Source organism: Rhodosalinus sp. FB01 (assembly GCF_041365715.1).
GTDB lineage: Bacteria > Pseudomonadota > Alphaproteobacteria > Rhodobacterales > Rhodobacteraceae > Rhodosalinus.
In genome coordinates, this window is record NZ_JBGFSH010000002.1 from 125,977 (window position 1) to 146,301 (window position 20,325).

Here is a 20,325-nt window from a genome sequence, read left to right on the forward strand (position 1 = left end):
GCCGCGCCGCGAGCGACGGGGCGAGAGCCCGGCCCGCCCTGACATGGCGAACCGCGGTCCTGCCGGGGAAACGGGCCGACCCCGCGCACCCGGCCCCTTTGCATCCGGTCGAACATGATCGTTTCGTGACACGCGCGTCACGATGCCTTAAGCAGACGCCAGAGCGTGCCCGGATTCGGAGCCTCCCTTCCTTGCCCCATCCCAGCGACAGATCAGACGCAACCCTGCCCCGACACCCGTTCGACGACGACAAGCTGCGCGAGGAGTGCGGCGTCTTCGGCGTTCTCGGCGTGACGGACGCGGCGAATTTCGTGGCCCTCGGCCTGCACGCGCTTCAGCACCGCGGGCAGGAGGCGGGCGGCATCGTCTCCCACGACCCGGAGACGGGGTTCAACTCGGCCCGCCGCTTCGGCTACGTCCGCGACAACTTCACCTCTGCGAGCCTGATGGAAACGCTGCCCGGCAGCCTTGCGATCGGGCATGTGCGCTACTCCACCACAGGGTCCAAGGGCCAGACCGCGATGCGGGACGTGCAGCCCTTCTTCGGCGAATTCTCGATGGGCGGCGCGGCGATCGCCCATAACGGCAACATCACGAACGCGATGGCGCTGCGGCGCGAGCTGATCGACCGTGGCTCGATCTTCCAGTCCTCCTCGGACAGCGAATGCATCATCCACCTGATGGCGCGGTCGCTTCAGCGCGACATCCCCGAGCGGATGGAGGACGCGCTGCGCCGCGTCGAGGGCGCGTTCTCGGTGGTCGCCATGACGCGCACGAAGCTCATCGGCGTGCGCGATCCGCTGGGCGTGCGCCCGCTCGTGCTGGGCCGCGTGGGCACCGAGGCAAAACCGGGCTGGGTGCTGTCGTCGGAGACCTGCGCGCTTGACATCATCGGCGCGGAGTTCATCCGCGAGATCGCGCCGGGCGAGATGGTGGTCATCACCGATGCGGGCGTGGAAAGCCACTTTCCCTTCCGGCCGCAGCGGCCGCGCTTCTGCATATTCGAGCATGTCTATTTCTCGCGCCCGGACTCGATCCAGGGCGGGCGCTCCGTCTACGAGACGCGCCGCCAGCTCGGCGTGGAACTGGCGCGCGAGGCGCCGGTGGAGGCGGATCTCGTCTGCCCGGTGCCCGACAGCGGGACGCCGGCGGCGATCGGCTACAGCCAGGAATCGGGCATCCCCTACGCGATGGGGATCGTGCGCAACCAGTACATGGGCCGCACCTTCATCGAGCCCACCGAGCAGATCCGCAACATGGGCGTGCGGCTGAAGCTCAACGTCAACCGCGCGCTCATCCGCGGCAAGCGGGTGATCCTGGTGGACGATTCGGTGGTGCGCGGCACCACCTCGCGCAAGATCAAGGAGATGATCCTGGATGCCGGCGCGAAGGAGGTCCATTTCCGTATCGCCAGCCCGCCGACGGCCTGGCCCTGCTTCTACGGGGTGGACACCCCGCAGCGCGAGAAGCTCCTCGCCGCGACGATGTCGGAGGAGGAGATGCGGGAACATCTGCAGGTGGATTCGCTGCGCTTCATCTCCCTCGACGGCCTCTATCGCGCGGTGGGCGAGGCGAACGGCCGCGATCCCGCGCAGCCGCAATACTGCGACGCCTGCTTCTCCGGCGACTACCCGGTCGAGCCGTCGGACATGGTCGAGCAGGGCTTCCGCCTCAAGGCGGCCGAATAGCGCGACGCGCCTGCTGCGTGACATGCAAAGAAAGGGCCGCCCGAGGGCGGCCCTTCGCGTCGCGTATGCGGCCGCCTCAGCGGCGCAGGCGGGACAGGGCGGCCCAGCCGCCCGCGATCGAAAGCGCGGCGATCGCCGATTTCACCAGGTCGCCCGGCACGAAGGGCAGCATCCCCGCCGAAAGCGCGGTGGACAGCTCCAGTCCGATCCCGAAATGCAGCCACGCCACGCCCGGCAGGTATATGGCCATCGCCGGAACCACGGCCGCCGCGCATAGCCGGAGAAGGCCGCGGTCGAGCCCGAGTTCCACCAGCCGGCCGGTGAGACACGCCATCGCGACGAAGCCCCAGAGATAGCCTGCGGTGGGGCCGACGAGGTGATGGGCGCCCGCGTCCCCGCCCGAGAAGACCGGCAGCCCGGCCGCGCCCTGCGCGAGGTAGGCAAGCACCGCGAGCGCGCCCATCCGCGCGCCGAAGGTGAGGCCGATCAGCGTGACGCCCAGCGTCTGAAGCGACATCGGCACCGGGAACATCGGCACCTCGACCTGGCTGATCAGCCCGAGGAAGACCGAACCGGCCAGCACGAGCAGACCCTGCGAGGTCAGGGAGCGGGGGGCGAGAGCGGCTTGGGTCAGGGTCACGGCGAAGTCCTTTCCAATTCCTTGTCCGCGGCAAATTCGACGATTTCGCGCCGGAAGGGAAGCCCCGATCTGCACGGGGCTTGCGCATGGCCGCGAAGGGTGGAAAGAGCGCGCACATGACGGAGACGGACCCATCCTCCCCCCCTGTCGCGCTCGTCACCGGCGCCTCGCGCGGGCTGGGCGCCGCGCTGGCCGAGGCGCTCGCCCCCCGGTTCCATGTCGTGGCGGTCGCGCGGACCGTGGGCGCGCTCGAGGAACTCGACGACCGCGTCAAGGCGCGCGGCGGCGCGGCCACGCTGGCGCCGATGGACATCACGATCCCCGACGCGATGGCCCAGCTCTGCCGGTCTATCCACGACCGCTGGGGTGGGCTCGCGCTCTGGGCGCATACGGCGATCCACGCGCCGCCGCTTTCGCCCGCGCCCTCGATCGACGAACGGGACATGGCCAAGGCGCTCGACGTCAACGTGACCGCCACGGCGCGTCTGATCGCGTATCTGGCGCCGCTTCTGGGCCAGACGGGACAGGCGCTCTTCTTCGACGATCCGCGCGGGGGCGAGAAGTTCTTCGGCGCCTACGGCGCGACCAAGGCCGCGCAGATCGCGCTGGCGCGGTCTTGGGCGGCGGAAAGCGCGCGCACCGGCCCGCGGGTGCACGTGCTGGAACCGCGCCCCATGGCCACGGCGACACGCGCGCGATTTCATCCCGGCGAGCCGCGCGAAGACCTCGCTCCGCGCGAGGAAGAGGCGCGGCGCCTTCTCGCGGGGATCGTCTGAGACGGCCACCGCTTGCCCCCCTTTTTCGCCTCCACTATGGAGGGTGAAACGGGCGGGCAGGGCAGCCGATGCGTATTCTCGTGACAAATGACGACGGCATCAACGCGCCGGGGCTGAAGGTGCTTCAGGCCATCGCGGGCGAGCTTGCGGGCGATGACGGCGAGGTCTGGACGGTCGCGCCCGCGTTCGAGCAGTCGGGCGTCGCGCACAAGATCAGCTATACCCATCCCATGATGATCGCGCGGCTCGGCCCACGCACCTATGCCGCCGAAGGCAGCCCGGCCGACTGCGTGCTCGCGGGGCTTTACGACGTGCTGGAGGGCGAGCGGCCCGACCTCGTGCTCTCCGGCGTCAATCGCGGCAACAATTCTGCCGAGAACGCGCTTTATTCCGGCACGCTCGGCGGCGCGCTCGAGGGCGCGTTGCACGGGCTGCCCGCGATCGCGCTGTCGCAATACATGGGGCCGGCCAACAACACGCTCGGCAACCCGTTCGAGGCGGCCGCGCGCCACGGCGCGCAGACGGTGCGGCGGATTCTCGCCGCCACGCCCGAGGAAAGCTCCGACTACCGGCTTTTCTACAACGTGAACTTCCCGCCGGTGCCGGCGGCGGAGGTGAAGGGCCTGCGCGTCGCGCCGCTGGGATTCCGGCAGGGCACGGGAGTTTCCACCGAACCCCACCATTCGCCGGCGGGACGGCGGTTCCTGTGGATCAAGGGCGGCGACCAGCGCGCCGAAAGCGCCCCGGGCAGCGACGCGGCGGTCAACCTCGAGGGCTATGTCTCGGTCACGCCCATGCGCGCGGATCTCACGGCGCATGACGTGCTCGACGCGGTGGCCCGCGCCTTATGACAGACACCGCCGAACGCAAGATGCAGTTCCTTTTCGCCTTGCGTTCCAAAGGGGTGACGGACAAGCGCGTGCTTTCGGCGATGGAGCGGATCGACCGGGGCGCCTTCGTGCGCCACTACTTCCTCGACCGCGCCTACGAGGACACGCCGCTGCCCATCGCCTGCGGACAGACGATCAGCCAGCCTTCGGTCGTCGGGCTGATGACCCAGGCGCTCAAGGTGCAGCCGCGCGACACGGTGCTCGAGGTGGGGACCGGCTCCGGCTACCAGGCCGCGATCCTGAGCCAGCTCGCCCGCCGGGTCTACACCGTGGACCGGCACGCCCGGCTGGTACGCGAGGCGCAGGCGCTCTTTTCGGAGCTCGACATGGCCAACATCACGGTCTTCGCCGCCGACGGCAGCCACGGCCTGCCCGACCAGGCGCCCTTCGACCGTATCCTCGTGACCGCCGCCGCGGAGGACCCTCCAGGCCCGCTCTTGGCGCAATTGAAGATCGGCGGTATCATGGTGTTGCCCGTCGGCCAGTCGGACGCCGTGCAGCACCTGATCCGCGTCACGCGGACGGATAACGGGTTCGACTACGACGAGTTGCGACCTGTGCGGTTCGTTCCCCTGGTAGAGGGGCTCGGCCGTGACGGATGAGCATCGGACCGGCCCCGCGCGGGGTCGCGCAAACCGGACCGACGCCCCGGCCACAAGGGGCGCGAGATTGAGGACATCGAGATGACCCGCCCCGACATGCCCAGCCTTCTGCGCGCCATTCTCGCCGGCACGGCGCTCGCCGCGCTCGCCGCCTGCGACGAGACGATGGACCTCGACCTCGACCTTCGCGGCGGCAGCTTCGACACCTCCGACGCCGTCCGCAACGGCACGGGCCAAAGGCCCGCGCCCGATCAGCGGGGTATCATCTCCTACCCGAACTACCAGGTCGCGGTGGCGCGGCGCGGCGACACTGTGGCCGACGTGGCCGCGCGGGCCGGCCTGGGCGCGACCGAGCTGGCCCGCTACAACGGCGTGACGCCGCAGACACGGCTTCGCGCGGGCGAGGTGATGGCCCTGCCCGGCCGCGTGGCCGCGACCGGCCCGCAGGACGGTCCGATCATCCGCTCCGGCCAGGTGGACGTGGCAAGCGTCGCGGGCGAGGCCATCGACAGCGCGGGTCCGAACACGGTGCAGACCACGCCCCTCGCCCCCGCGGCCGGCCCGGAACCGGTCCGCCACCGGGTCGAGCGCGGCGAAACGGCCTACACCATCGCCCGGCTCTACGGCGTCTCGGTCCGCGCGCTTGCGGAATGGAACGGGCTCGGCCCCGACTTCTCCGTGCGGCAGGGCCAGTATCTGCTGATCCCGGTGGCGCGCGAGGCCGCGCAAGAGACCTCCCGCACCGCTGCGGCGACCCCGCCGCCCGGCAGCGGCTCGCCCACGCCGACGCCGCCCAGCGCGACCCGCCCGCTGCCCGAGGAAGACGCCGCGCCGGCCGCCCGCCCTCAGACCGCGGCGCAACGGGAGCCGGTGCAGGATCTCGGGCGGGAAACGCAATCCACTGACGCGGCGCGCATGGTGTTCCCCGTGGACGGCCCGATCATCCGCGAATACGCGCGCGGGCGGAACAACGGGATCGCCATCGGCGCGGCCCCCGGCACGCCGGTGCGCGCGGCCGCCGCGGGCGAGGTGGCGGCCGTCACGTCGAACACCGACGAGGTGTCCATCGTGGTGGTCAAGCACCCCGACAACCTGCTGACCGTCTACGTCAACCTCGACGACATCAGCGTGACGAAGGGCGCCCGGGTAAGCCGCGGCCAGACCATCGCGCGCGTCGCGGGCGGTGATCCGTCCTTCCTGCACTTCGAGGTGACCCGCGGGACCGAACGCGTGGACCCGATGCCCTATCTGACACCGTGACGGCGGCGCTCCGCCCGATTTATCAGGAAGTTGAGCGCCACCGCGGTGAGCAGCGCCGCGGGAAGCCCGAAGACGGCCCACAGGATCGCGAGCAGCAGAAGCAGATTGACGAAAAAGAGGACCAGGCAGGTGCCCGTGTAGTCCTCCACCCGGCCGACAGGCTTTCCTCGCATCGCGTTTCTCCGCGCTCTCCCGGATCCGATCATAGCATAGCGCGCAAGCGTCAAGAGTCCGTAACCTGTTGGACGCAAGGCGGCTGGCCGGGTTTCGCCGAGGGCACGTGCGCCTATATTCGGTGCATAGGATTCGAGGAGATGCCGCGATGACCGATGCATCCAGACGCCGCGTGCTTCGCGTCTCGGGCCCGGGCGCACGCGACTTCCTGCAAGGGCTCGTCACGAACGACGTGGAAAAGCTCGACGCGGGGGCGGTCTATGCCGCCATGCTCACGCCGCAAGGCAAGTACATCGCCGACTTCTTCCTCGTGGAGGACGGCGATGCGGTTCTGGTCGACGTCGCGGACTTCCAGGCCGACGATCTCGTGAAGCGCCTGACGCTTTACAAGCTGCGCGCCCCGGTCGAGATCGAGGCCACGGGGCTCCGTGTGCGGCGCGGCACGGGCGACCCGGCGCCAGACGGCGCGGTCGCGGACCCGCGTCATCCCGCGCTCGGCTGGCGGCTCTACGGCGCGGAGGAGGGCGACGACGGCACCGACTGGGATGCGGTCCGGGTCGCGCATTGCATCCCGGAAGCAGGCAGCGAACTAACGCCGGACAGCTTCATCCTTGAGGCCGGATTCGAGCGCCTGAACGGCGTGGATTTCCGCAAGGGGTGCTATGTCGGGCAGGAGGTCACGGCGCGCATGCACCACAAGACCGAGCTTCGAAAGGGGCTGGCGACTGTCGAGCTGGAAGGTTCGGCCGAGCCTGGCGCCCGGATCGAAAGCGACGGCAAGGCCGCGGGCACGATCCACACGCGCGCGGGCGACCGGGCCATCGCCTATCTGCGCCTCGACCGCGTCGGCCCCGAGATGTCCGCAGGTCAGGCACGAGTGCGCCTCGCAGGCGAGGCGGCGCGCCCGGCCTAGAGACTCTTGAGGAAGATCGGCGTCGCCTTGTCGGGCCGCGCTGTCACGCGCGCTCGGAGTATTCCATCGTCTCGGTGTTCACGACGATCTTCTCGTCCGGGCCCACGAAGGGAGGCACGCTGATGCGCACGCCATTGTCGAGCAGCGCCGGCTTGAAGGAGTTCGCCGCGGTCTGACCCTTCACCACCGGCTCCGTTTCGGCGACTGTGCAGGTCACCTTCTGCGGCAGCGTCGCGTTCAGCGCCTCGTTCTCGTAATACTCGATCTGGATCGTCATGCCGTCCTGAAGAAACGGCCGCCGGTCGCCGAGGATCTCGGCGGGCAACTCGATCTGCTCGAAGCTGTCGGTGTCCATGAACACCAGCATCCCGTCCGTTTCGTAGAGGAACTGCTGGTCGCGCTGCTCCAGCCGCACGCGCTCGACCTTGTCGGCGGAGCGGAAGCGTTCGTTGAGCTTCGAGCCGTTGCGCAGGTTGCGCATCTCGACCTGGGCGAAGGCACCGCCCTTGCCGGGCTTCACATGATCGACCTTGACCGCGACCCACAGGCCGCCGTTGTGTTCCAGGACGTTGCCGGGGCGGATCTCGTTGCCATTGATCTTGGGCATTCGAAGCGGCCTTCACGCAGACTTGCAGAAATGACGCCGGCACCTATATCTCGCGCATCGCGCAGTGGCAACCCGGCTCATTTCGTGTGAACCTGGTCATGACTTATGCACCAAACGCATGATAGACATGCATCTCAGCGGTATCCGAATCGCGTGAATTCCGCCATAAGGGCCCTCACGCCCGAAAATGCAAGAGCAAGAACAAGGACAACGAGATGAAGGATTTCGTTGACGGAACGGCGTTCAACGAGGAGCAGGGCAATCGCGCCCGCAAGCTGTTCGCCGCCGTCGTACTCGCCGCTTTGGATGATGCCATCGCGGACGACAAGAAATATGGAAACGGCCCCGAGCAGATCGCCCGGTGGGCGCGCTCGCGCGACGGTCGCGAAGTGCTGAGCTGTGCCGGCATCGACCCGAATGAACGTGTCGTGAATGGCCTTATGGATTTCGTGGCGCGGGGCGTGCGCACCTCCGTCGCGCTGTCGCGCGAGGAAAGCGAGCGGCGGCACGCGGCCGAGCAGGCGGAGGCCGCCTGACCCCTACCGCCGCGGGCCAGACTGTCCGAACCGGAAAGCGCGCCCCCTTATCGGGGCGCGCTTTTCCGTTGTGGCCTTGCGAGGGTCAGTCGAGGTCCTGCGCGGTAAGCGCCCTGTGGATTTCGCGGCGCACGAGCTTGCGGACGTTGCGGGTGATGCGCTCACCCAGCGCGCCCTGCAATTCCTCGCGCACGATCTGCGCGACCAGGTCGCGCAACGCGTCCTCGTCGATAGGGCCAAGGCCGTCCGACGCGAAATCATAGCTTTCGGGGGCACGCTCTTCGTCCTCCCCGGCCCGGGGTTGGGCGCCGGTCCCTGTCTCGCGCGCGTCGTCCCGCGTCTCGCCGGCAGGCGCGGCGGCGGGCATTCCGACGACCGGCGTGACCATGTGCCAGGCGCTCTCCCGGGCGTCGCTGTCGGCTTCGGCCGCCTCCGGCGCGGGCTCCGCAACGCCGGGCGACGGTTCCACGGCCATCCTGCCGTCATGCGCCGCCGCATCGGCCCGCCCGCGCGCGGGCGCGATCCCTGCGACCGGCGAAACGACCGTCCAGCCGGGGTCCGAGGCCGAGTGCCCCGACGGGCCGGCGTCGTCGGCGGCCGCGGCCGCCGGCACGGGCCCGGCCGGGCCGTCTTCCCCGGATCGCGCGGAAGATCCTGCCCCGCCTTGCGACGCCGCCTCGCTGTCGTCCCGGCCCCCGGGGCCGCGGCTCAGCAATGCCTCGAGCTCGGCGATCTTCTGCTCCAGCGTGGCGGTGCGCAGCGCGTCTGCCGGCACGGTCTCGCTTCGGCCTTTCGGCGTCTCCTTCCGGGCGGCCGTCTCGCTGTCCTGCCATGCCTCGGCCTCGTCCACGCCACCGGCATCCCGGGCCGGGTCGGCGGGACGTTCCGCGGACGGTTCCAACCTGGGTCGGCCCGCGTCGTCCGCGGCGTCTCCGGCCCGGTCGCGCGCCCCCGCCGGCGCCATCGCGGGCGTGGGCGTGGACGTGTTGAAAATGATCTCGTCCACGCGGTCGCTCCAGCCCCGCATCACGGTCCAGCCATCGTCCTGCGCCGCCTCGACCTCGCCTGACCGGGGTGCGGCCCCCTCGTCGAAGCTTTCGCCGCCCGCATCGGGGGCGTGGCCCGCGGCGGGCGCGGCGTCGGATGGCGTCGCGTGATCCCGCGGCCCGTCCTCGGCGTCGGGCTCCGGCATGTCCTGCGCCGCGTCCCCGTTCCCCGGCAAGGCGTCCTCGGCCCGTGCGGCCGGTTCGCTGCGCGTGTCCTCGGGCGGCATGCTGGGCCCCGGCGCATCATCGGACCCTGTGACGGCGCTGGAGGCCTGCCCCGGCTCGTCCGGCGCGTCCTCAGGCGACGACTCGTCGATGCGCAAGGCCGGGGTCAGCACCAGTCTGCCCCCGCCGGCCGGCGGCCGGCGCCGTTCCGCGCGGCCGTCCTCGGACACGAGCCGACGGATGGAGGCGAGCACGTCGTCGATATCGGGCTGGGAAACCGGGTCTGACATTCGGGATGGGTTACCGCTCTGCTCTTTGGTGAAAGATTATCCGCCGTGGCGGACCCGCACAACGCATCGCGCGGAGCCTACTCCTTGCCGATGGCCCTGAGAACGCGGTCAAGCTCCCGGCCCTGGCGCGAGACGGCCGCCGGCGCGTCCTTCACGAGGTTGTAGTACTGCGCGGGATCGTAACGTTTTACCGGCAGGTTCAGATCCTCCGCCGTCAGGACGCCGATCGCCGCCAGAAGCTGGTAGGCGGCGGTGTAGAGCTGCGCGTTGGCGGCGATGATGTTGGCCCGCGCGTCCAGCAGATCCTGTTCGGCGTCCAGCACGTCGAGCGTCGTCCGGGCGCCGAGCGTGGCCTCCTCGCGCACGCCCTCGAAGGCGAGCTGGGCGGCGCGGACCTCGCGCTGGCTTGCCTCCAGCGCCGCGCGACGGGACTGGACGCGCGCGAACGCGGTCGCCGCGGTCTGGGCCAGCTGGTCGGAGACCTGAAGCAGAACGGCGCGAGACTCGTCCCGGCGCGCCATGGCCGCGCGGATCTGCGACGTCAGCCGGCCGCCCTGGTAGATCGGCCCCTGGGCGCCGATCGAGACCGACCCGGTGCGGCCATAGGCCTCGCTGTCGACGGTTTCCCGCGCCTGAAGGCCGGCGGTCAGCGAAATGTCGGGATAAAGGCCCGCATCCGCCAGCGCGACGCCAAGCTCGGCCACCGTCACGTTGCGCTGCGCCCGCTTGATGTCGGGGTGGTTGCGAACGGCAAGCGCGCGCGCCTCCTCAAGGCTGGCGGGAAGACGCGGAAGCGAGTTGGGCGGCGACAGCGCGCCCGGCGGGCGGCGCACGGCGGCGCGGAATTCCTCGATCGCCTCGGTGCGGTTGCCCTCTGCCACGGCGAGGTTCGCCCGCGCCCGGGCCAGACGCGCCTCGGCGAGCGAGACATCGGTCCGCGTGACCTCGCCCACCTCGAACCGGTCCTGCGCCGCGCGCAATTCGCGCGAGATCAGGCGCACGTTGTTTTCGCGAAGCGCGACGGTCTCGTTCGCCTCCCGCAGGCCGAAATACGCCTGAACGGCGCGCAGGAGCACGTCCTGTTCCACGCCCAGAAGCGACTGGCGCGTGGCCAACACCGTCTCTTTCGCGATGTCGACCCGGAGACGGGATTGGCCGAAATCGTACAGCAGAAGCTGAAGGTTGACGCCAAGATCGACCTGCGTGTCGGAGATGCCGGACTCCGAGAACACGCCGCCGATTTCGGATCCCTGCGTGCCGACGTTGCGACGGAAGTTGGCCTCCCAGTTGATTACCGGGCGCAGCGCCGCGATCGCCGAGGCCACATCCTCGTCCGCGGCGCGCAGAAGCGCGCGGTTCTGGTCGAGCAACCCGCTGTTCTCGTAGGCGCTGGTCAGCGTCGATCCAAGCGTTTCGGCCGCCCCCATGCGGGGCACGATCGCCATGGCCAGCGCCAGCGCGCCGACCGCAGCGCTATGGCGCGCTGTCCTCCACCATCTCTTCATGCCTGCCGTTCCTCATGCTTTTATTGTCTGCGCTCGAGTTCGAATGTCGCGTCAAAGGGTAAAGGCGGCGTGACGCTCGAACCCCGGGATCACGGGGGCGCCCGCGTTGAAGCCGAAGCGCCAGCTCATGGCCCCGTCGAGCCTGTAGCCGATGCGCACCACGCCAAGCGCGCCTTCCTGGAAAAGGCAGGCGATCCGGCCGCCGTCCTTCAGCTGGGCGGTGATCGCGTCGGGCAGCGTCTCGACCGCGCCCTCGACCACGATGACGTCGTAGGGGCCGTGTTCCGGCGCGCCTTCGGTGAGCGGTCCGTGATGCACGGCGACGTTGTCGGCGTTCTGGTCCGACAGCAGCGCCTGCGCGTCCTTAGCGCGCGCCGCGTCATCCTCCACGGCGACCACGGCCTCGGCCAGCCGCGCCATGACCGCCGCCGCGTAGCCAAGACCCGCGCCGATGTCGAGGACCAGCTCATCGGGTTGAATATCAAGCAAATCCAGCATCTTGGCGAGCGTCCGCGGCTCCAGTACGACGCGCCCGTCACCCAGATCCACATTCTCGCTGACATAGGCCACCTCGCGCTTCTCACGCGGCACGAAAACCTCGCGCGGGACCTCCTGCATCGCGGCGATGATCGGGAACTTGGTCACGTCCGCGACCCTGATCTGCGTGTCCACCATGTTCGTGCGGCGGGTGGCGAAATCGGTCATTCTGCGCCCTTGGCCTGGGGATCGTTCCAGTCTCTTGCCAGAATCACGGAGGCCGGGCAACGGCCGCCGCAACTATTCCGCGCCAGCTGCGCTCTTGCGGCCGCAGGTGCGATGGGCTATCCGTGCACCGCCACGGCGGCGAGTTGGCGGAGTGGTGACGCAGCGGATTGCAAATCCGTGTACACCGGTTCGATTCCGGTACTCGCCTCCAAATTCCTCCGAAGACCGAAACCCTGTTTCAGATCTCTCCCGCGGCGGCGTCCAGGGTCCGGGCAGCCGTCTCGATATCGGGGCCGAGCGGCCGGTCCGCGCCAAGCGGCGGGATGCGGTCGCGCAGCGCCGCGTCCAGCCGGGCCACGGGCGCGCCGAGGCCGCCGCCGCGCAGGTCGATGGCCTGCGCGGCGACCAGCGCCTCCGCCCCGGCGAGAAGCCGGAACGCGCGCATCTGGTCGCAGAGCTTGCGCGCCGCGAGCGGGGTGAGGCAGGCCATGTCCTCCACGCCCTCCGAAACCGGCGCGGGATCGAGGATCGCGGGCTGCGCATGGCGGCGGATCTCTGCGAGGAGCGCCGCGGCCGTTTTCTGAAGCGGCACCATCCCCGCCGCGGCCCCGCCCTCGGGCGAGAGATCCCGCGGCAGGCCCGAGAGGGCGGGCGACATCATCCGCTGCATGCGCTGCACCGCCCCCTGCCCCGCCATGGCCATCGCGAGCGACGCGCCCTCCAGCGCGAGCGCGAGCGCCGGGGCGTGGAAATTGGGCGTGGAGGCCATCGACCCGTCGGAAAGCGCAACGGGGCTGTCGGAAGTGCCGTTGGCCTCGTCCTCCCAGACAGCGACGGCGCGGGCGAGCGCGTCTTCGGCCGCGCCGGTCACCGGCGCCGCCTGGCGGAAGCTCAGCGCCTCCTGGATGCGGCGGGGCGCGTGGGCGGTGCCTGCGAGCCGCTCACGCAGCCAGGTCGCCGCCTCGGCCTGGCCCGGCGCGGGACGCAGCGCGTTCACCTCCGGGGCGAGGATGGCGCGGTTGGCGTCATAGCCCGCGTAAGACAGCAGAAGCGCGGCCTTCGCCGCGTCGAGCGCCGTGCGCGCCCGCCCGAGGGCATCGGCGGCAAGCGCGACCGAAAGCCCCGCATGGCTTGCGAGCGCGAGCCCGTCCCTGGGCCCGAGCTGCGGGGCGGCAGGCCCGGCCTCGGCGAAGGCGCGCGCCGCGGGCAGGATCTCGCCTGCGCGCCAGACCTCCCCCTCGCCGAGCACGCCCAGCGCCCAGACCGCGAGCTGCGTGAGGTCCGCCGCGCCGATCGAGCCGAACTCGGGCACGACAGGCGAAAGCCCGGCCTCGAGGAGGGCGCAAAGATGATCCGCCACCGGCAGCGACAGCGCCGCAGGCCCGTTCGCCGCCGAGACGAGCCGCGCGATCGCCACGGCCCGGCCCGTCGCCTCGGGCAGGGGCTGGCCCGCACCCACGGCGCGGCCCAGGACGAAGCGGCGCTGGAAGGCAGGGATGTCCTCGGCCGGGATGCGCTCGGCGAGCTTGGCGCCGAGGCCGGTGTTCATGCCGTAGACGGGATCGGGGCCAGCCGCGCGGGCCTCCACGATGGCGAGCGCGGCCGACATCCTTTCCCGCGCCGCCGGGGACAGCCGGACGGGCCCGCCGCCCGCGACCAGGCCCGCGAAGGCGGCGAGCGTGATCCGGCCTTCGCCGATCGGCGCCGCCGTCATGCGAAGCGCAGCCGCTGGCCCACACCCATGGCGCGCGCCTTTTCCAGCATGGCGTGGCCCAGCGCGATGTCGGAGAGCGAGAGGCCCCGATGCCAGAAGAGAATCGTCTCGTCCGGCCTCTCCCGCCCGGGCTTCCGCCCGGCGACGATCTCGCCCAGTTCGGCGTGGAGGGTCTCCGCCGTGAGCTTGCCCTGGTCCACATGATCGCGGAGCGCGCCGAAGATGCCGTGGGCCTGCCCCCAGTCGTCCATCACCACCTTGTCCATGATGTCGGTGAGCGTGATCTCCACCGCCGACATGGTGCCGTAAGGCACGACGAGCGCGCCCTTTTTCACCCATTCGGTACGGAAAAGCGGCGTGGGCTCGGAAAGCCGGGAGGCCTCCACCACGATGTCGGCGCCCTCGAGGCAGCTCCGCCAGTCCTCGGTGACGGTGATCTTCCGTCCCAGATCGGCCTCGAGCCGCGCCGCGAAGGCCTCGCGGCTCTCGGGGCGGCGGGAGTGGACGCGCACCTCCTCGAAATCGAAGAGATGGCAGAGAAGCCGGACGTTCCAGTAGGCGGTGCCCCGCGCGCCGACATGGCCGAGCACCCTGGGCTTCTCGGGCCCGAGATATTTCGCGCCGAGCGCGGTGACGGCCCCCGTGCGCATCTCGGTGATCCCGGTCGCGTCCACCAGCGCCTTGGGCGCGCCCATCCGCGGGTCGTAGAGGGTGAGAAGGCCGTATTCGCTGGGCCGGCCCGCCTTGTAGTTGTCGACGAAATCGCCCACCACCTTGACGCCCGCGCTGTCCACTTGCCCGCCGATCCAGCCGCGCAGCACGTTGAAATGCCCCTCGGCGCCCGCGCGCGGCCGGATATGGGTGCGGGGCTCGATCTCGGTGGCGCCCGCGCCCTGCATCCGCAGCCCCATCTCCACCGCCGCGAGGATCTCCTCGTCGGCGAGGCCGAGCGCCTCCACGTCGAAGCGGTTGAGATAGTCCATGTAGACGGGCGGGGTCATCGATCCTCTCCTTTCAGCATGTCGCGGGTCGCGGGACACGCCTCGCCCGCGTGGAAGGTCTCGAGCAGGGCGCGGAACGGCGCGGGATCCTCCGCCGCCATGGCGAAGAGCGTGGCCGAGGAGCGGAGCTTGAGCGCGTCCACCGCGCCCAGAACGTCTTCCGGCGCGCGGCCGGCGTTCGCCCGCATCGCCGCGGCGGCCTCCAGAAGCCGCGGGCCGAGCACGGGGTCGGCGAGATAGGCGCGCGCCTCCTTAAGGCCGGCGATGCCGAAGCGACGGGCGGTCTCCGACCGGCCGAGCCCGCGGAGTTGCGGGAAGACGAACCACATCCAGTGCGTCGCCTTGCGGCCCGCACGAAGCTCTTCCACCGGCGCGGGCCAGATCCGGTCCTGCGCCTCGCGGAACCGCGCGAGGCTCATTTCAGGATGCCGGGCAGGTCGAGGCCATGCTCCCGCGCGCAGTCCAGCGCCTCCTCGTAGCCCGCGTCGGCGTGGCGCATCACGCCCGTAGCGGGATCGTTCCAGAGCACGCGGCCGATCCGGCGCGCCGCCTCCTCCGTGCCGTCGCAGCAGATCACCATGCCCGAATGCTGGGAAAAGCCCATGCCCACGCCGCCGCCGTGATGGAGGCTGACCCAGGTGGCGCCGCTCGCCGTGTTGAGAAGCGCGTTGAGAAGCGGCCAGTCCGACACGGCGTCCGAGCCGTCCTTCATCGCCTCGGTCTCGCGGTTGGGGCTCGCCACCGACCCGCTGTCGAGATGATCGCGCCCGATCACGACAGGCGCCTTCAGCTCGCCGCGCGCGACCATCTCGTTGAAGGCGAGCCCGAGCTTGTGGCGCTGGCCGAGGCCCACCCAGCAGATCCGCGCGGGCAGGCCCTGGAAGGAGATGCGCTCCCGCGCCATGTCGAGCCAGTTGTGCAGGTGCGCGTCATCGATGAGTTCCTTCACCTTGGCGTCGGTGCGGTAGATGTCCTCCGGATCGCCCGAGAGAGCGCACCAGCGGAACGGCCCCACGCCCCGGCAGAAGAGCGGGCGGATATAGGCCGGCACGAAGCCGGGGAAGGCGAAGGCGTTTTCCAGCCCCTCCTCCCGCGCGACCTGGCGGATGTTGTTGCCGTAATCCAGCGTCGGCACGCCGCGGTTCCAGAACGCCACCATCGCCGCGACATGGTTGCGCATGGAGGCGCGCGCCGCGGCCTCCACCGCCTCCGGGTCCGTCTCCTGCCTGGCGCGCCATTCCGCGACCGTCCAGCCCTGGGGCAGGTAACCGTGCAGCGGGTCGTGCGCCGAGGTCTGGTCGGTCACGATGTCGGGGCGCACGTCCCGCCGGGCGAGCTCGGTGAAGACGTCGGCCGCATTGCCGATGAGCGCGACGGACTTCGCCTTCCCGGCCGCGGTCCAGCGCGCGATCATCGCGAGCGCCTCGTCGAGGTCATGCGTCTTTTCGTCGACATAGCGGGTGCGCAGCCGGAAATCGGCGCGCGTCTCGTCGCATTCCACGGCAAGGCAGCAGGCCCCGGCCATCACGGCAGCGAGCGGCTGCGCGCCGCCCATGCCCCCGAGCCCGCCGGTGAGGATCCAGCGGCCCTTCAGATCGCCGCCGTAATGCTGGCGCCCGGCCTCGGCGAAGGTCTCGTAGGTGCCCTGCACGATGCCCTGCGTGCCGATGTAGATCCAGGAGCCCGCGGTCATCTGGCCGTACATGGCGAGCCCCTTGCGATCGAGCTCGTTGAAATGCGCCCATGTCGCCCAGTGAGGAACGAGGTTCGAGTTGGCGATGAGCACGCGGGGCGCGTCCGGGTGCGTAGGGAAGACGCCCACCGGCTTGCCCGACTGCACCAGCAGCGTCTCGTCCTCGGCAAGCCGCTTCAGCGTGGCCACGATCGCGTCGAAATCCTCCCATGTGCGGGCCGCGCGGCCGATGCCGCCGTAGACGACGAGCTCGTGCGGGTTCTCGGCCACGTCCGGGTGCAGGTTGTTCATCAGCATCCTGAGCGGCGCCTCGGTCTGCCAGCTCCTCGCGCTGATCTCGGGGCCGGTGTCGGGATAGATATCGCGGATGTTGTGGCGGGGAGCGGTCATGGGCAGTCTCCTGGTCGGGCGTCGCCGCCCCGAAGGTTATCCACAGCAGGGCGGGCTTGAGGCGGCTCCACAGCCTCGGGCGGCAATGCACTGGAAAAAAGATAAAAATGGTGGAAGCGCACGGTCTCCTCTTCCGGACCTGCCCACAGCGCCCCGCCTCATCTCAGCGCGCCTCCGAGCGCCAGCCGCTCGAGCGCCTCGAGCACGCGCGCCAGATGGCCGCGCAGCCGCCCCGCGCGATCGGCCCGCCAGGTCCAGGGCGGCGCCTCCTCCATGTAGGTGGACTGCGCGAGCTCCATCTGGATCGCGTGAACCCCCGTCTCCGGGCGGCCGTAGTGCCGCGTAGTCCAGCCGCCCTTGAAACGCCGGTTGACCACCGTGCTGTAGCCCGGCGCCGCGTCGCAGACCGCGCGCACGGTCTCCTCCACCACCGTCGCGCAGCTCCGCCCGTCATCGGTGCCGATGTTGAAATCCGGCAGAACGCCCGCGAAGAGGAAGGGCGCGGTCGAGCGGATGGAGTGGCAGTCGTAGAGGATCGCCACACCGTGGCGCGCCCGCACCCGCGCGATCTCGGACGCGAGCGCCTCGTGGTAGGGCGCGTGGTAGGCGTCGCGCAGGCGCGCCACCTCCTCCGCGTCGGGTTCCGCGCCGTCCTGCCAGATCGGCTCCCCGTCGAAATCGGTGCGCGGGACGAGCCCGGTGGTGTTCTGCCCCGGGTAGAGGCTCGCCCCGTCGGGGGCGCGGTTCACGTCGATGGCGTAGCGGTGGATCGTGGTGCGCACCTTGCTCGCCATGGGCGCGAGCCCCGCGTAGAGCCGGTGCACGTGCCAGTCCGTGTCGGCGAGCGCGCGGCCCCGCTCGTTGAGCCGCGCGGCCACCGCCTCGGGCAGGTCCGTGCCGGTATGCGGCAGCCCCAGGACCAGCGGGCCGTCGGCGCGCGCGCCCTCGATCATAGCAACCCCTCCAGCCCCGCGGCCGCCACCAGCGCGCCGTCGCGGACGAGCGCGGCGGCGGTCTCGATGTCGGGAGCGAGATAGCGATCCTCGACGAGCGGCGGCACGTCCTGCCGAAGCCGTGCCAGCACGCCGCGCAGCGTCTCGGAGCTGCGCAGCGGCGCGCGCGCCTCGATCCCCTGCGCGGCGCAAAGCGCCTCGACGCCGTGGATCACGGAGAGGTTCTGCACCATCCGGAAGAGCCGCCACGCGCCGTGGGCGGCCATGCTCACGTGATCCTCCTGGTTGGCGGAGGTTGGTGTCGAATCCGTCACGCAGGGGTGGGCGAGGTGCTTGTTCTCGCTCATCAGCGCGGCGGTGGTGACCTCGGCGATCATGAACCCCGAGTTCAGGCCCGGATCGGGCGTGAGGAAGGGCGGCAGGTCGAAGGACAGCGCCGGGTCCACCATCAGCGCCACGCGGCGCTGGGAGATGCTGCCGAGCTCTGCGAGGGCGAGCGCGATCTGGTCGGCGGCGAAGCCCACGGGTTCCGCGTGGAAGTTCCCGCCCGAGACGATGCGGCCCTCCCCGACCAGCACGAGCGGGTTGTCGGTCACCGCGTTGGCCTCGATCTCGAGCGTGCGCGCGGCCGTGCGCAGCACGTCGAGCGCCGCGCCCGCCACCTGCGGCTGGCAGCGGATGCAGTAGGGATCCTGCACGCGCGGGTCGCCCTCGCGGTGGCTCTCGCGGATCTCGCTGCCCTCCATCAGGCGGCGCATGGCATCAGCCCCCTCGATCTGCCCGGCATGCCCTCGCAGCCTGTGGATCTCCGCCACCAGCGGCGCCGTGGAGCCCATGATCGCATCGGTGGAAAGCGCCGCGATCACGGCGGAGTTTTCCACCGCGCGGAACGCGTCGAAGAGCGCGGCGAGGGCGCAGGCCGTGGAAAACTGCGTGCCGTTGATGAGGGCGAGCCCCTCCTTCGGGCCGAGCGCCACCGGCGCGAGACCCGCCGCCGCCAGCGCGTCCGCGCCCGCCATCTCGCGGCCCTGGTGCCAGGCGCGGCCCTCGCCGATCATCACGGCGGTCATGTGCGCAAGCGGCGCGAGATCGCCCGACGCGCCGACGGAGCCCTGGTGCGGCACCACCGGCGTGACGCCCCGCGCGAGCATCCCTTCAAGAAGCGCGCAGATCTCCCAGCGCACGCCCGATGCGCCCCGGCCGAGCGACATGAGCTTGAGCGCCATCATCAGACGCGCCAGCGCCTCGGGCATCGGCGCCCCCACGCCGGCGCAATGCGACAGGATCAGGTTGCGCTGAAGCTGCGCGGTGTCCCCGGCCGCGATCTTCCGGCTGGCGAGCTTGCCGAAGCCGGTGTTCACGCCGTAGACCGGCGCCTCCCCGAAGGCGGCCCGGGCCACGAGCTCTGCCGCCGCCTCCACCGGCCCGCGCGCCGCCGGGTCGAGCCGCGGCGCCTCGCCCTCGCGCCAGAGCCGCTCCAGATCGGCCAGGGGCACGGCGCCGGGCGAAAGGATCATGTGCGCCCCCCCACGATCCGGCGGTGGAGCGGGTTGAACCCGATGCGATAGGCGAGTTCGGCCGGGCGCGCCACGTCCCAGACGCAGAGATCGGCCCGGAGGCCCGCCGCGATGCGCCCCCGATCGGCAAGGCCGAGCGCGCGGGCCGCGTGAACGGTGACGCCACGCAGTGCCTCCTCGGGCGTCATCCGGAAGAGCGTGCACCCCATGTTGAGCGCCAGAAGCAGCGAGGTGAGCGGCGAGGAGCCGGGATTGCAGTCCGTGGCGAGCGCCATCGGCACGCGGTGGGAGCGGAACGCGCCCACGGGCGGCAGCTGCGTCTCGCCCAGCGTGTAGAAGGCCCCGGGCAGCAGCACCGCCACCGTGCCGGCGCGCGCCATGTCCGCCGCATCCTCCCAGGTGGCATATTCGAGGTGGTCGGCCGAAAGCGCGCCCCGCGACGCGGCGAGCCGCGCCCCGCCCATCCAGGACAGCTGCTCGGCATGGAGCTTCACCGGCAGTCCCAGCTCGGCGGCGAGATCGAAGACGCGCGCGATCTGCGCCGTGTCAAAGGCGATGCTTTCGCAGAACCCGTCCACCGCGTCGGCGAGCCCCTCCTCCGCCGCCCGGCGCAGCGCGGGCAGGCAGACCTCGTCGATGTAGCTGTCGGCGCGGCCCGCCTGCTCGGGCGGGACGGCGTGCGCACCCAGAAAGCTCGTGCGCACGGTAACGTTTCGCGCCTCGCCCAGCCGGCGGGCCGCGCGCAGCATGCGCAGCTCGGTCTCCGCGTCGAGGCCGTAGCCCGATTTCACCTCCACCGTGGTGACGCCCTCGGCGATGAGCGCGTCGAGCCGGCGAAGCGCACCGGATACCAGCGCCTCCTCGGCCGCCTTGCGGGTCTCGGTGACGGTCGAGACGATGCCGCCACCGGCGCGGGCGATCTCCTCGTAGCTCGCGCCTTCGAGGCGCATCTCGAACTCCCCCGCGCGGTCGCCGCCGTGGACGAGATGCGTGTGGCAATCGATCAGGCCCGGCGTCACGAGACGCCCTTCCAGCCGCTCCGCCGGCCAGCCGTCGAAGGGCGAGGGCAACGCGTCGGCCGGCCCCGCCCAGGCGATGCGATCGCCTTCGACAGCCACCGCGGCCTTCGGCACCAGGCCGCAGGGCGCGGACGCATTCATCGTCGCGAGGACGGCATCGGTGAGGACGGAGGCGGACATTGAACCCTCGTGAAATCGGGTTTATCGATTTTATGTCTGCACATATTAACCCCGTCAAGAG

The 20,325-nt window shown here is 70.8% G+C and carries 20 protein-coding genes and 1 tRNA gene; 8 read left to right on the plus strand and 13 right to left on the minus strand.

Translation table 11 applies throughout. The features are described from left to right. Positions 1-191 precede the first annotated feature (191 nt). Complete coding sequence (purF, locus tag AB6A65_RS03300; protein WP_371036933.1) at positions 192-1,688, plus strand: amidophosphoribosyltransferase; 1,497 nt, start codon at positions 192-194, stop codon at positions 1,686-1,688. 76 nt (positions 1,689-1,764) lie between these two features. Here purF and AB6A65_RS03305 read toward each other — a convergent pair whose 3' ends face one another. Continuing rightward, complete coding sequence (locus AB6A65_RS03305) at positions 1,765-2,328, minus strand: biotin transporter BioY (RefSeq protein WP_371036934.1); 564 nt, start codon at positions 2,326-2,328, stop codon at positions 1,765-1,767. A gap of 116 nt (positions 2,329-2,444) precedes the next feature. On the opposite strand from AB6A65_RS03305, the gene AB6A65_RS03310 reads away from it, so the two are divergent. The 4 genes from AB6A65_RS03310 (at position 2,445) to AB6A65_RS03325 (ending at position 5,856) form a co-directional block, all read left to right on the plus strand. Next, positions 2,445-3,104, plus strand: a complete 660-nt coding sequence (locus AB6A65_RS03310) for an SDR family NAD(P)-dependent oxidoreductase (protein ID WP_371036935.1) — start codon at positions 2,445-2,447, stop codon at positions 3,102-3,104. A gap of 68 nt (positions 3,105-3,172) precedes the next feature. Then, positions 3,173-3,955: a 5'/3'-nucleotidase SurE gene (surE, locus tag AB6A65_RS03315; RefSeq protein WP_371036936.1), complete on the plus strand. Its 783-nt coding sequence runs from the start codon at positions 3,173-3,175 to the stop codon at positions 3,953-3,955. Beyond that, entirely contained in the window at positions 3,952-4,596 is a 645-nt protein-coding gene (locus tag AB6A65_RS03320) for a protein-L-isoaspartate(D-aspartate) O-methyltransferase (RefSeq protein WP_371036937.1), read from the plus strand. Before surE ends, AB6A65_RS03320 begins: the two co-directional genes overlap by 4 nt. 81 nt (positions 4,597-4,677) lie before the next feature. Then, positions 4,678-5,856, plus strand: a complete 1,179-nt coding sequence (locus AB6A65_RS03325; RefSeq protein ID WP_371036938.1) for a peptidoglycan DD-metalloendopeptidase family protein — start codon at positions 4,678-4,680, stop codon at positions 5,854-5,856. Here AB6A65_RS03325 and AB6A65_RS03330 read toward each other — a convergent pair. Next, positions 5,841-6,029 (minus strand): histidinol phosphate aminotransferase, encoded by a 189-nt coding sequence (locus AB6A65_RS03330; RefSeq protein WP_371036939.1) that lies wholly within the window; start codon positions 6,027-6,029, stop codon positions 5,841-5,843. The genes AB6A65_RS03325 and AB6A65_RS03330 overlap by 16 nt on opposite strands. A 131-nt stretch (positions 6,030-6,160) precedes the next feature. Between AB6A65_RS03330 and AB6A65_RS03335 the strand changes: the two genes are divergently transcribed. Then, entirely contained in the window at positions 6,161-6,943 is a 783-nt protein-coding gene (locus tag AB6A65_RS03335; protein ID WP_371037241.1) for a folate-binding protein YgfZ, read from the plus strand. Positions 6,944-6,986: 43 nt separating this feature from the next. Here AB6A65_RS03335 and efp read toward each other — a convergent pair whose 3' ends face one another. After that, a complete protein-coding gene (efp, locus tag AB6A65_RS03340) occupies positions 6,987-7,550 on the minus strand; it encodes an elongation factor P (protein WP_371036940.1) in 564 nt (187 codons plus the stop codon). A gap of 215 nt (positions 7,551-7,765) precedes the next feature. Between efp and AB6A65_RS03345 the strand changes: the two genes are divergently transcribed. Further along, entirely contained in the window at positions 7,766-8,086 is a 321-nt protein-coding gene (locus tag AB6A65_RS03345) for a DUF6280 family protein (protein WP_371036941.1), read from the plus strand. Positions 8,087-8,171: 85 nt separating this feature from the next. Here the strand turns inward: AB6A65_RS03345 and AB6A65_RS03350 are convergent, their stop codons facing one another. The 3 genes from AB6A65_RS03350 to AB6A65_RS03360 form a co-directional block, all read right to left on the minus strand. After that, positions 8,172-9,587 carry a hypothetical protein gene (locus AB6A65_RS03350; protein WP_371036942.1) on the minus strand — a complete coding sequence of 472 codons (1,416 nt, stop codon included), beginning with the start codon at positions 9,585-9,587 and terminating at the stop codon, positions 8,172-8,174. Positions 9,588-9,664: 77 nt separating this feature from the next. Further along, positions 9,665-11,092, minus strand: coding sequence for a TolC family outer membrane protein (locus AB6A65_RS03355; RefSeq protein ID WP_371036943.1), 1,428 nt, complete (start codon positions 11,090-11,092; stop codon positions 9,665-9,667). Between the two features lie 51 nt (positions 11,093-11,143). After that, complete coding sequence (locus tag AB6A65_RS03360; RefSeq protein WP_371036944.1) at positions 11,144-11,797, minus strand: protein-L-isoaspartate O-methyltransferase; 654 nt, start codon at positions 11,795-11,797, stop codon at positions 11,144-11,146. Positions 11,798-11,934: 137 nt separating this feature from the next. Between AB6A65_RS03360 and AB6A65_RS03365 the strand changes: the two genes are divergently transcribed. Beyond that, positions 11,935-12,008, plus strand: a tRNA-Cys gene (locus tag AB6A65_RS03365). Positions 12,009-12,035: 27 nt separating this feature from the next. On the opposite strand, the gene AB6A65_RS03370 is transcribed toward AB6A65_RS03365, so the two are convergent. The 7 genes from AB6A65_RS03370 to hutI all read right to left on the minus strand — a co-directional run bounded on the left by AB6A65_RS03370 (position 12,036) and on the right by hutI (position 20,264). Further along, positions 12,036-13,511, minus strand: a complete 1,476-nt coding sequence (locus tag AB6A65_RS03370) for an aromatic amino acid lyase (protein WP_371036945.1) — start codon at positions 13,509-13,511, stop codon at positions 12,036-12,038. Then, complete coding sequence (locus AB6A65_RS03375; RefSeq protein ID WP_371036946.1) at positions 13,508-14,512, minus strand: ornithine cyclodeaminase family protein; 1,005 nt, start codon at positions 14,510-14,512, stop codon at positions 13,508-13,510. The genes AB6A65_RS03370 and AB6A65_RS03375 overlap by 4 nt, the downstream gene beginning before the upstream one ends. Beyond that, positions 14,509-14,931: a DUF1810 domain-containing protein gene (locus tag AB6A65_RS03380; RefSeq protein ID WP_371036947.1), complete on the minus strand. Its 423-nt coding sequence runs from the start codon at positions 14,929-14,931 to the stop codon at positions 14,509-14,511. Before AB6A65_RS03380 ends, AB6A65_RS03375 begins: the two co-directional genes overlap by 4 nt. Continuing rightward, positions 14,928-16,595, minus strand: coding sequence for a urocanate hydratase (gene hutU, locus AB6A65_RS03385; protein ID WP_371036948.1), 1,668 nt, complete (start codon positions 16,593-16,595; stop codon positions 14,928-14,930). The genes AB6A65_RS03380 and hutU overlap by 4 nt, the downstream gene beginning before the upstream one ends. 158 nt (positions 16,596-16,753) lie before the next feature. After that, positions 16,754-17,548 (minus strand): N-formylglutamate deformylase, encoded by a 795-nt coding sequence (gene hutG / locus AB6A65_RS03390; protein ID WP_371036949.1) that lies wholly within the window; start codon positions 17,546-17,548, stop codon positions 16,754-16,756. Then, complete coding sequence (hutH, locus tag AB6A65_RS03395) at positions 17,545-19,065, minus strand: histidine ammonia-lyase (RefSeq protein WP_371036950.1); 1,521 nt, start codon at positions 19,063-19,065, stop codon at positions 17,545-17,547. Before hutH ends, hutG begins: the two co-directional genes overlap by 4 nt. Next, the gene (gene hutI, locus AB6A65_RS03400) at positions 19,062-20,264 is read right to left on the minus strand and encodes an imidazolonepropionase (RefSeq protein WP_371036951.1); all 1,203 of its coding nucleotides are present in this window, start codon (positions 20,262-20,264) and stop codon (positions 19,062-19,064) included. Before hutI ends, hutH begins: the two co-directional genes overlap by 4 nt. Positions 20,265-20,325: the final 61 nt, after the last annotated feature.

Coding starts and splice junctions, on each gene's coding strand:
- AB6A65_RS03310 (WP_371036935.1), top strand. CDS start 2,445: ATGACGGAGACGGACCCATCCTCCCCCCCTGTCGCGCTCGTCACCGGC.
- surE (WP_371036936.1), top strand. CDS start 3,173: ATGCGTATTCTCGTGACAAATGACGACGGCATCAACGCGCCGGGGCTG.
- AB6A65_RS03320 (WP_371036937.1), top strand. CDS start 3,952: ATGACAGACACCGCCGAACGCAAGATGCAGTTCCTTTTCGCCTTGCGT.
- AB6A65_RS03325 (WP_371036938.1), top strand. CDS start 4,678: ATGACCCGCCCCGACATGCCCAGCCTTCTGCGCGCCATTCTCGCCGGC.
- AB6A65_RS03330 (WP_371036939.1), bottom strand. CDS start 6,029: ATGCGAGGAAAGCCTGTCGGCCGGGTGGAGGACTACACGGGCACCTGC.
- efp (WP_371036940.1), bottom strand. CDS start 7,550: ATGCCCAAGATCAATGGCAACGAGATCCGCCCCGGCAACGTCCTGGAA.
- AB6A65_RS03345 (WP_371036941.1), top strand. CDS start 7,766: ATGAAGGATTTCGTTGACGGAACGGCGTTCAACGAGGAGCAGGGCAAT.
- AB6A65_RS03350 (WP_371036942.1), bottom strand. CDS start 9,587: ATGTCAGACCCGGTTTCCCAGCCCGATATCGACGACGTGCTCGCCTCC.
- AB6A65_RS03355 (WP_371036943.1), bottom strand. CDS start 11,092: ATGAAGAGATGGTGGAGGACAGCGCGCCATAGCGCTGCGGTCGGCGCG.
- AB6A65_RS03360 (WP_371036944.1), bottom strand. CDS start 11,797: ATGACCGATTTCGCCACCCGCCGCACGAACATGGTGGACACGCAGATC.
- AB6A65_RS03370 (WP_371036945.1), bottom strand. CDS start 13,511: ATGACGGCGGCGCCGATCGGCGAAGGCCGGATCACGCTCGCCGCCTTC.
- AB6A65_RS03375 (WP_371036946.1), bottom strand. CDS start 14,512: ATGACCCCGCCCGTCTACATGGACTATCTCAACCGCTTCGACGTGGAG.
- AB6A65_RS03380 (WP_371036947.1), bottom strand. CDS start 14,931: ATGAGCCTCGCGCGGTTCCGCGAGGCGCAGGACCGGATCTGGCCCGCG.
- hutU (WP_371036948.1), bottom strand. CDS start 16,595: ATGACCGCTCCCCGCCACAACATCCGCGATATCTATCCCGACACCGGC.
- hutG (WP_371036949.1), bottom strand. CDS start 17,548: ATGATCGAGGGCGCGCGCGCCGACGGCCCGCTGGTCCTGGGGCTGCCG.
- hutH (WP_371036950.1), bottom strand. CDS start 19,065: ATGATCCTTTCGCCCGGCGCCGTGCCCCTGGCCGATCTGGAGCGGCTC.
- hutI (WP_371036951.1), bottom strand. CDS start 20,264: ATGTCCGCCTCCGTCCTCACCGATGCCGTCCTCGCGACGATGAATGCG.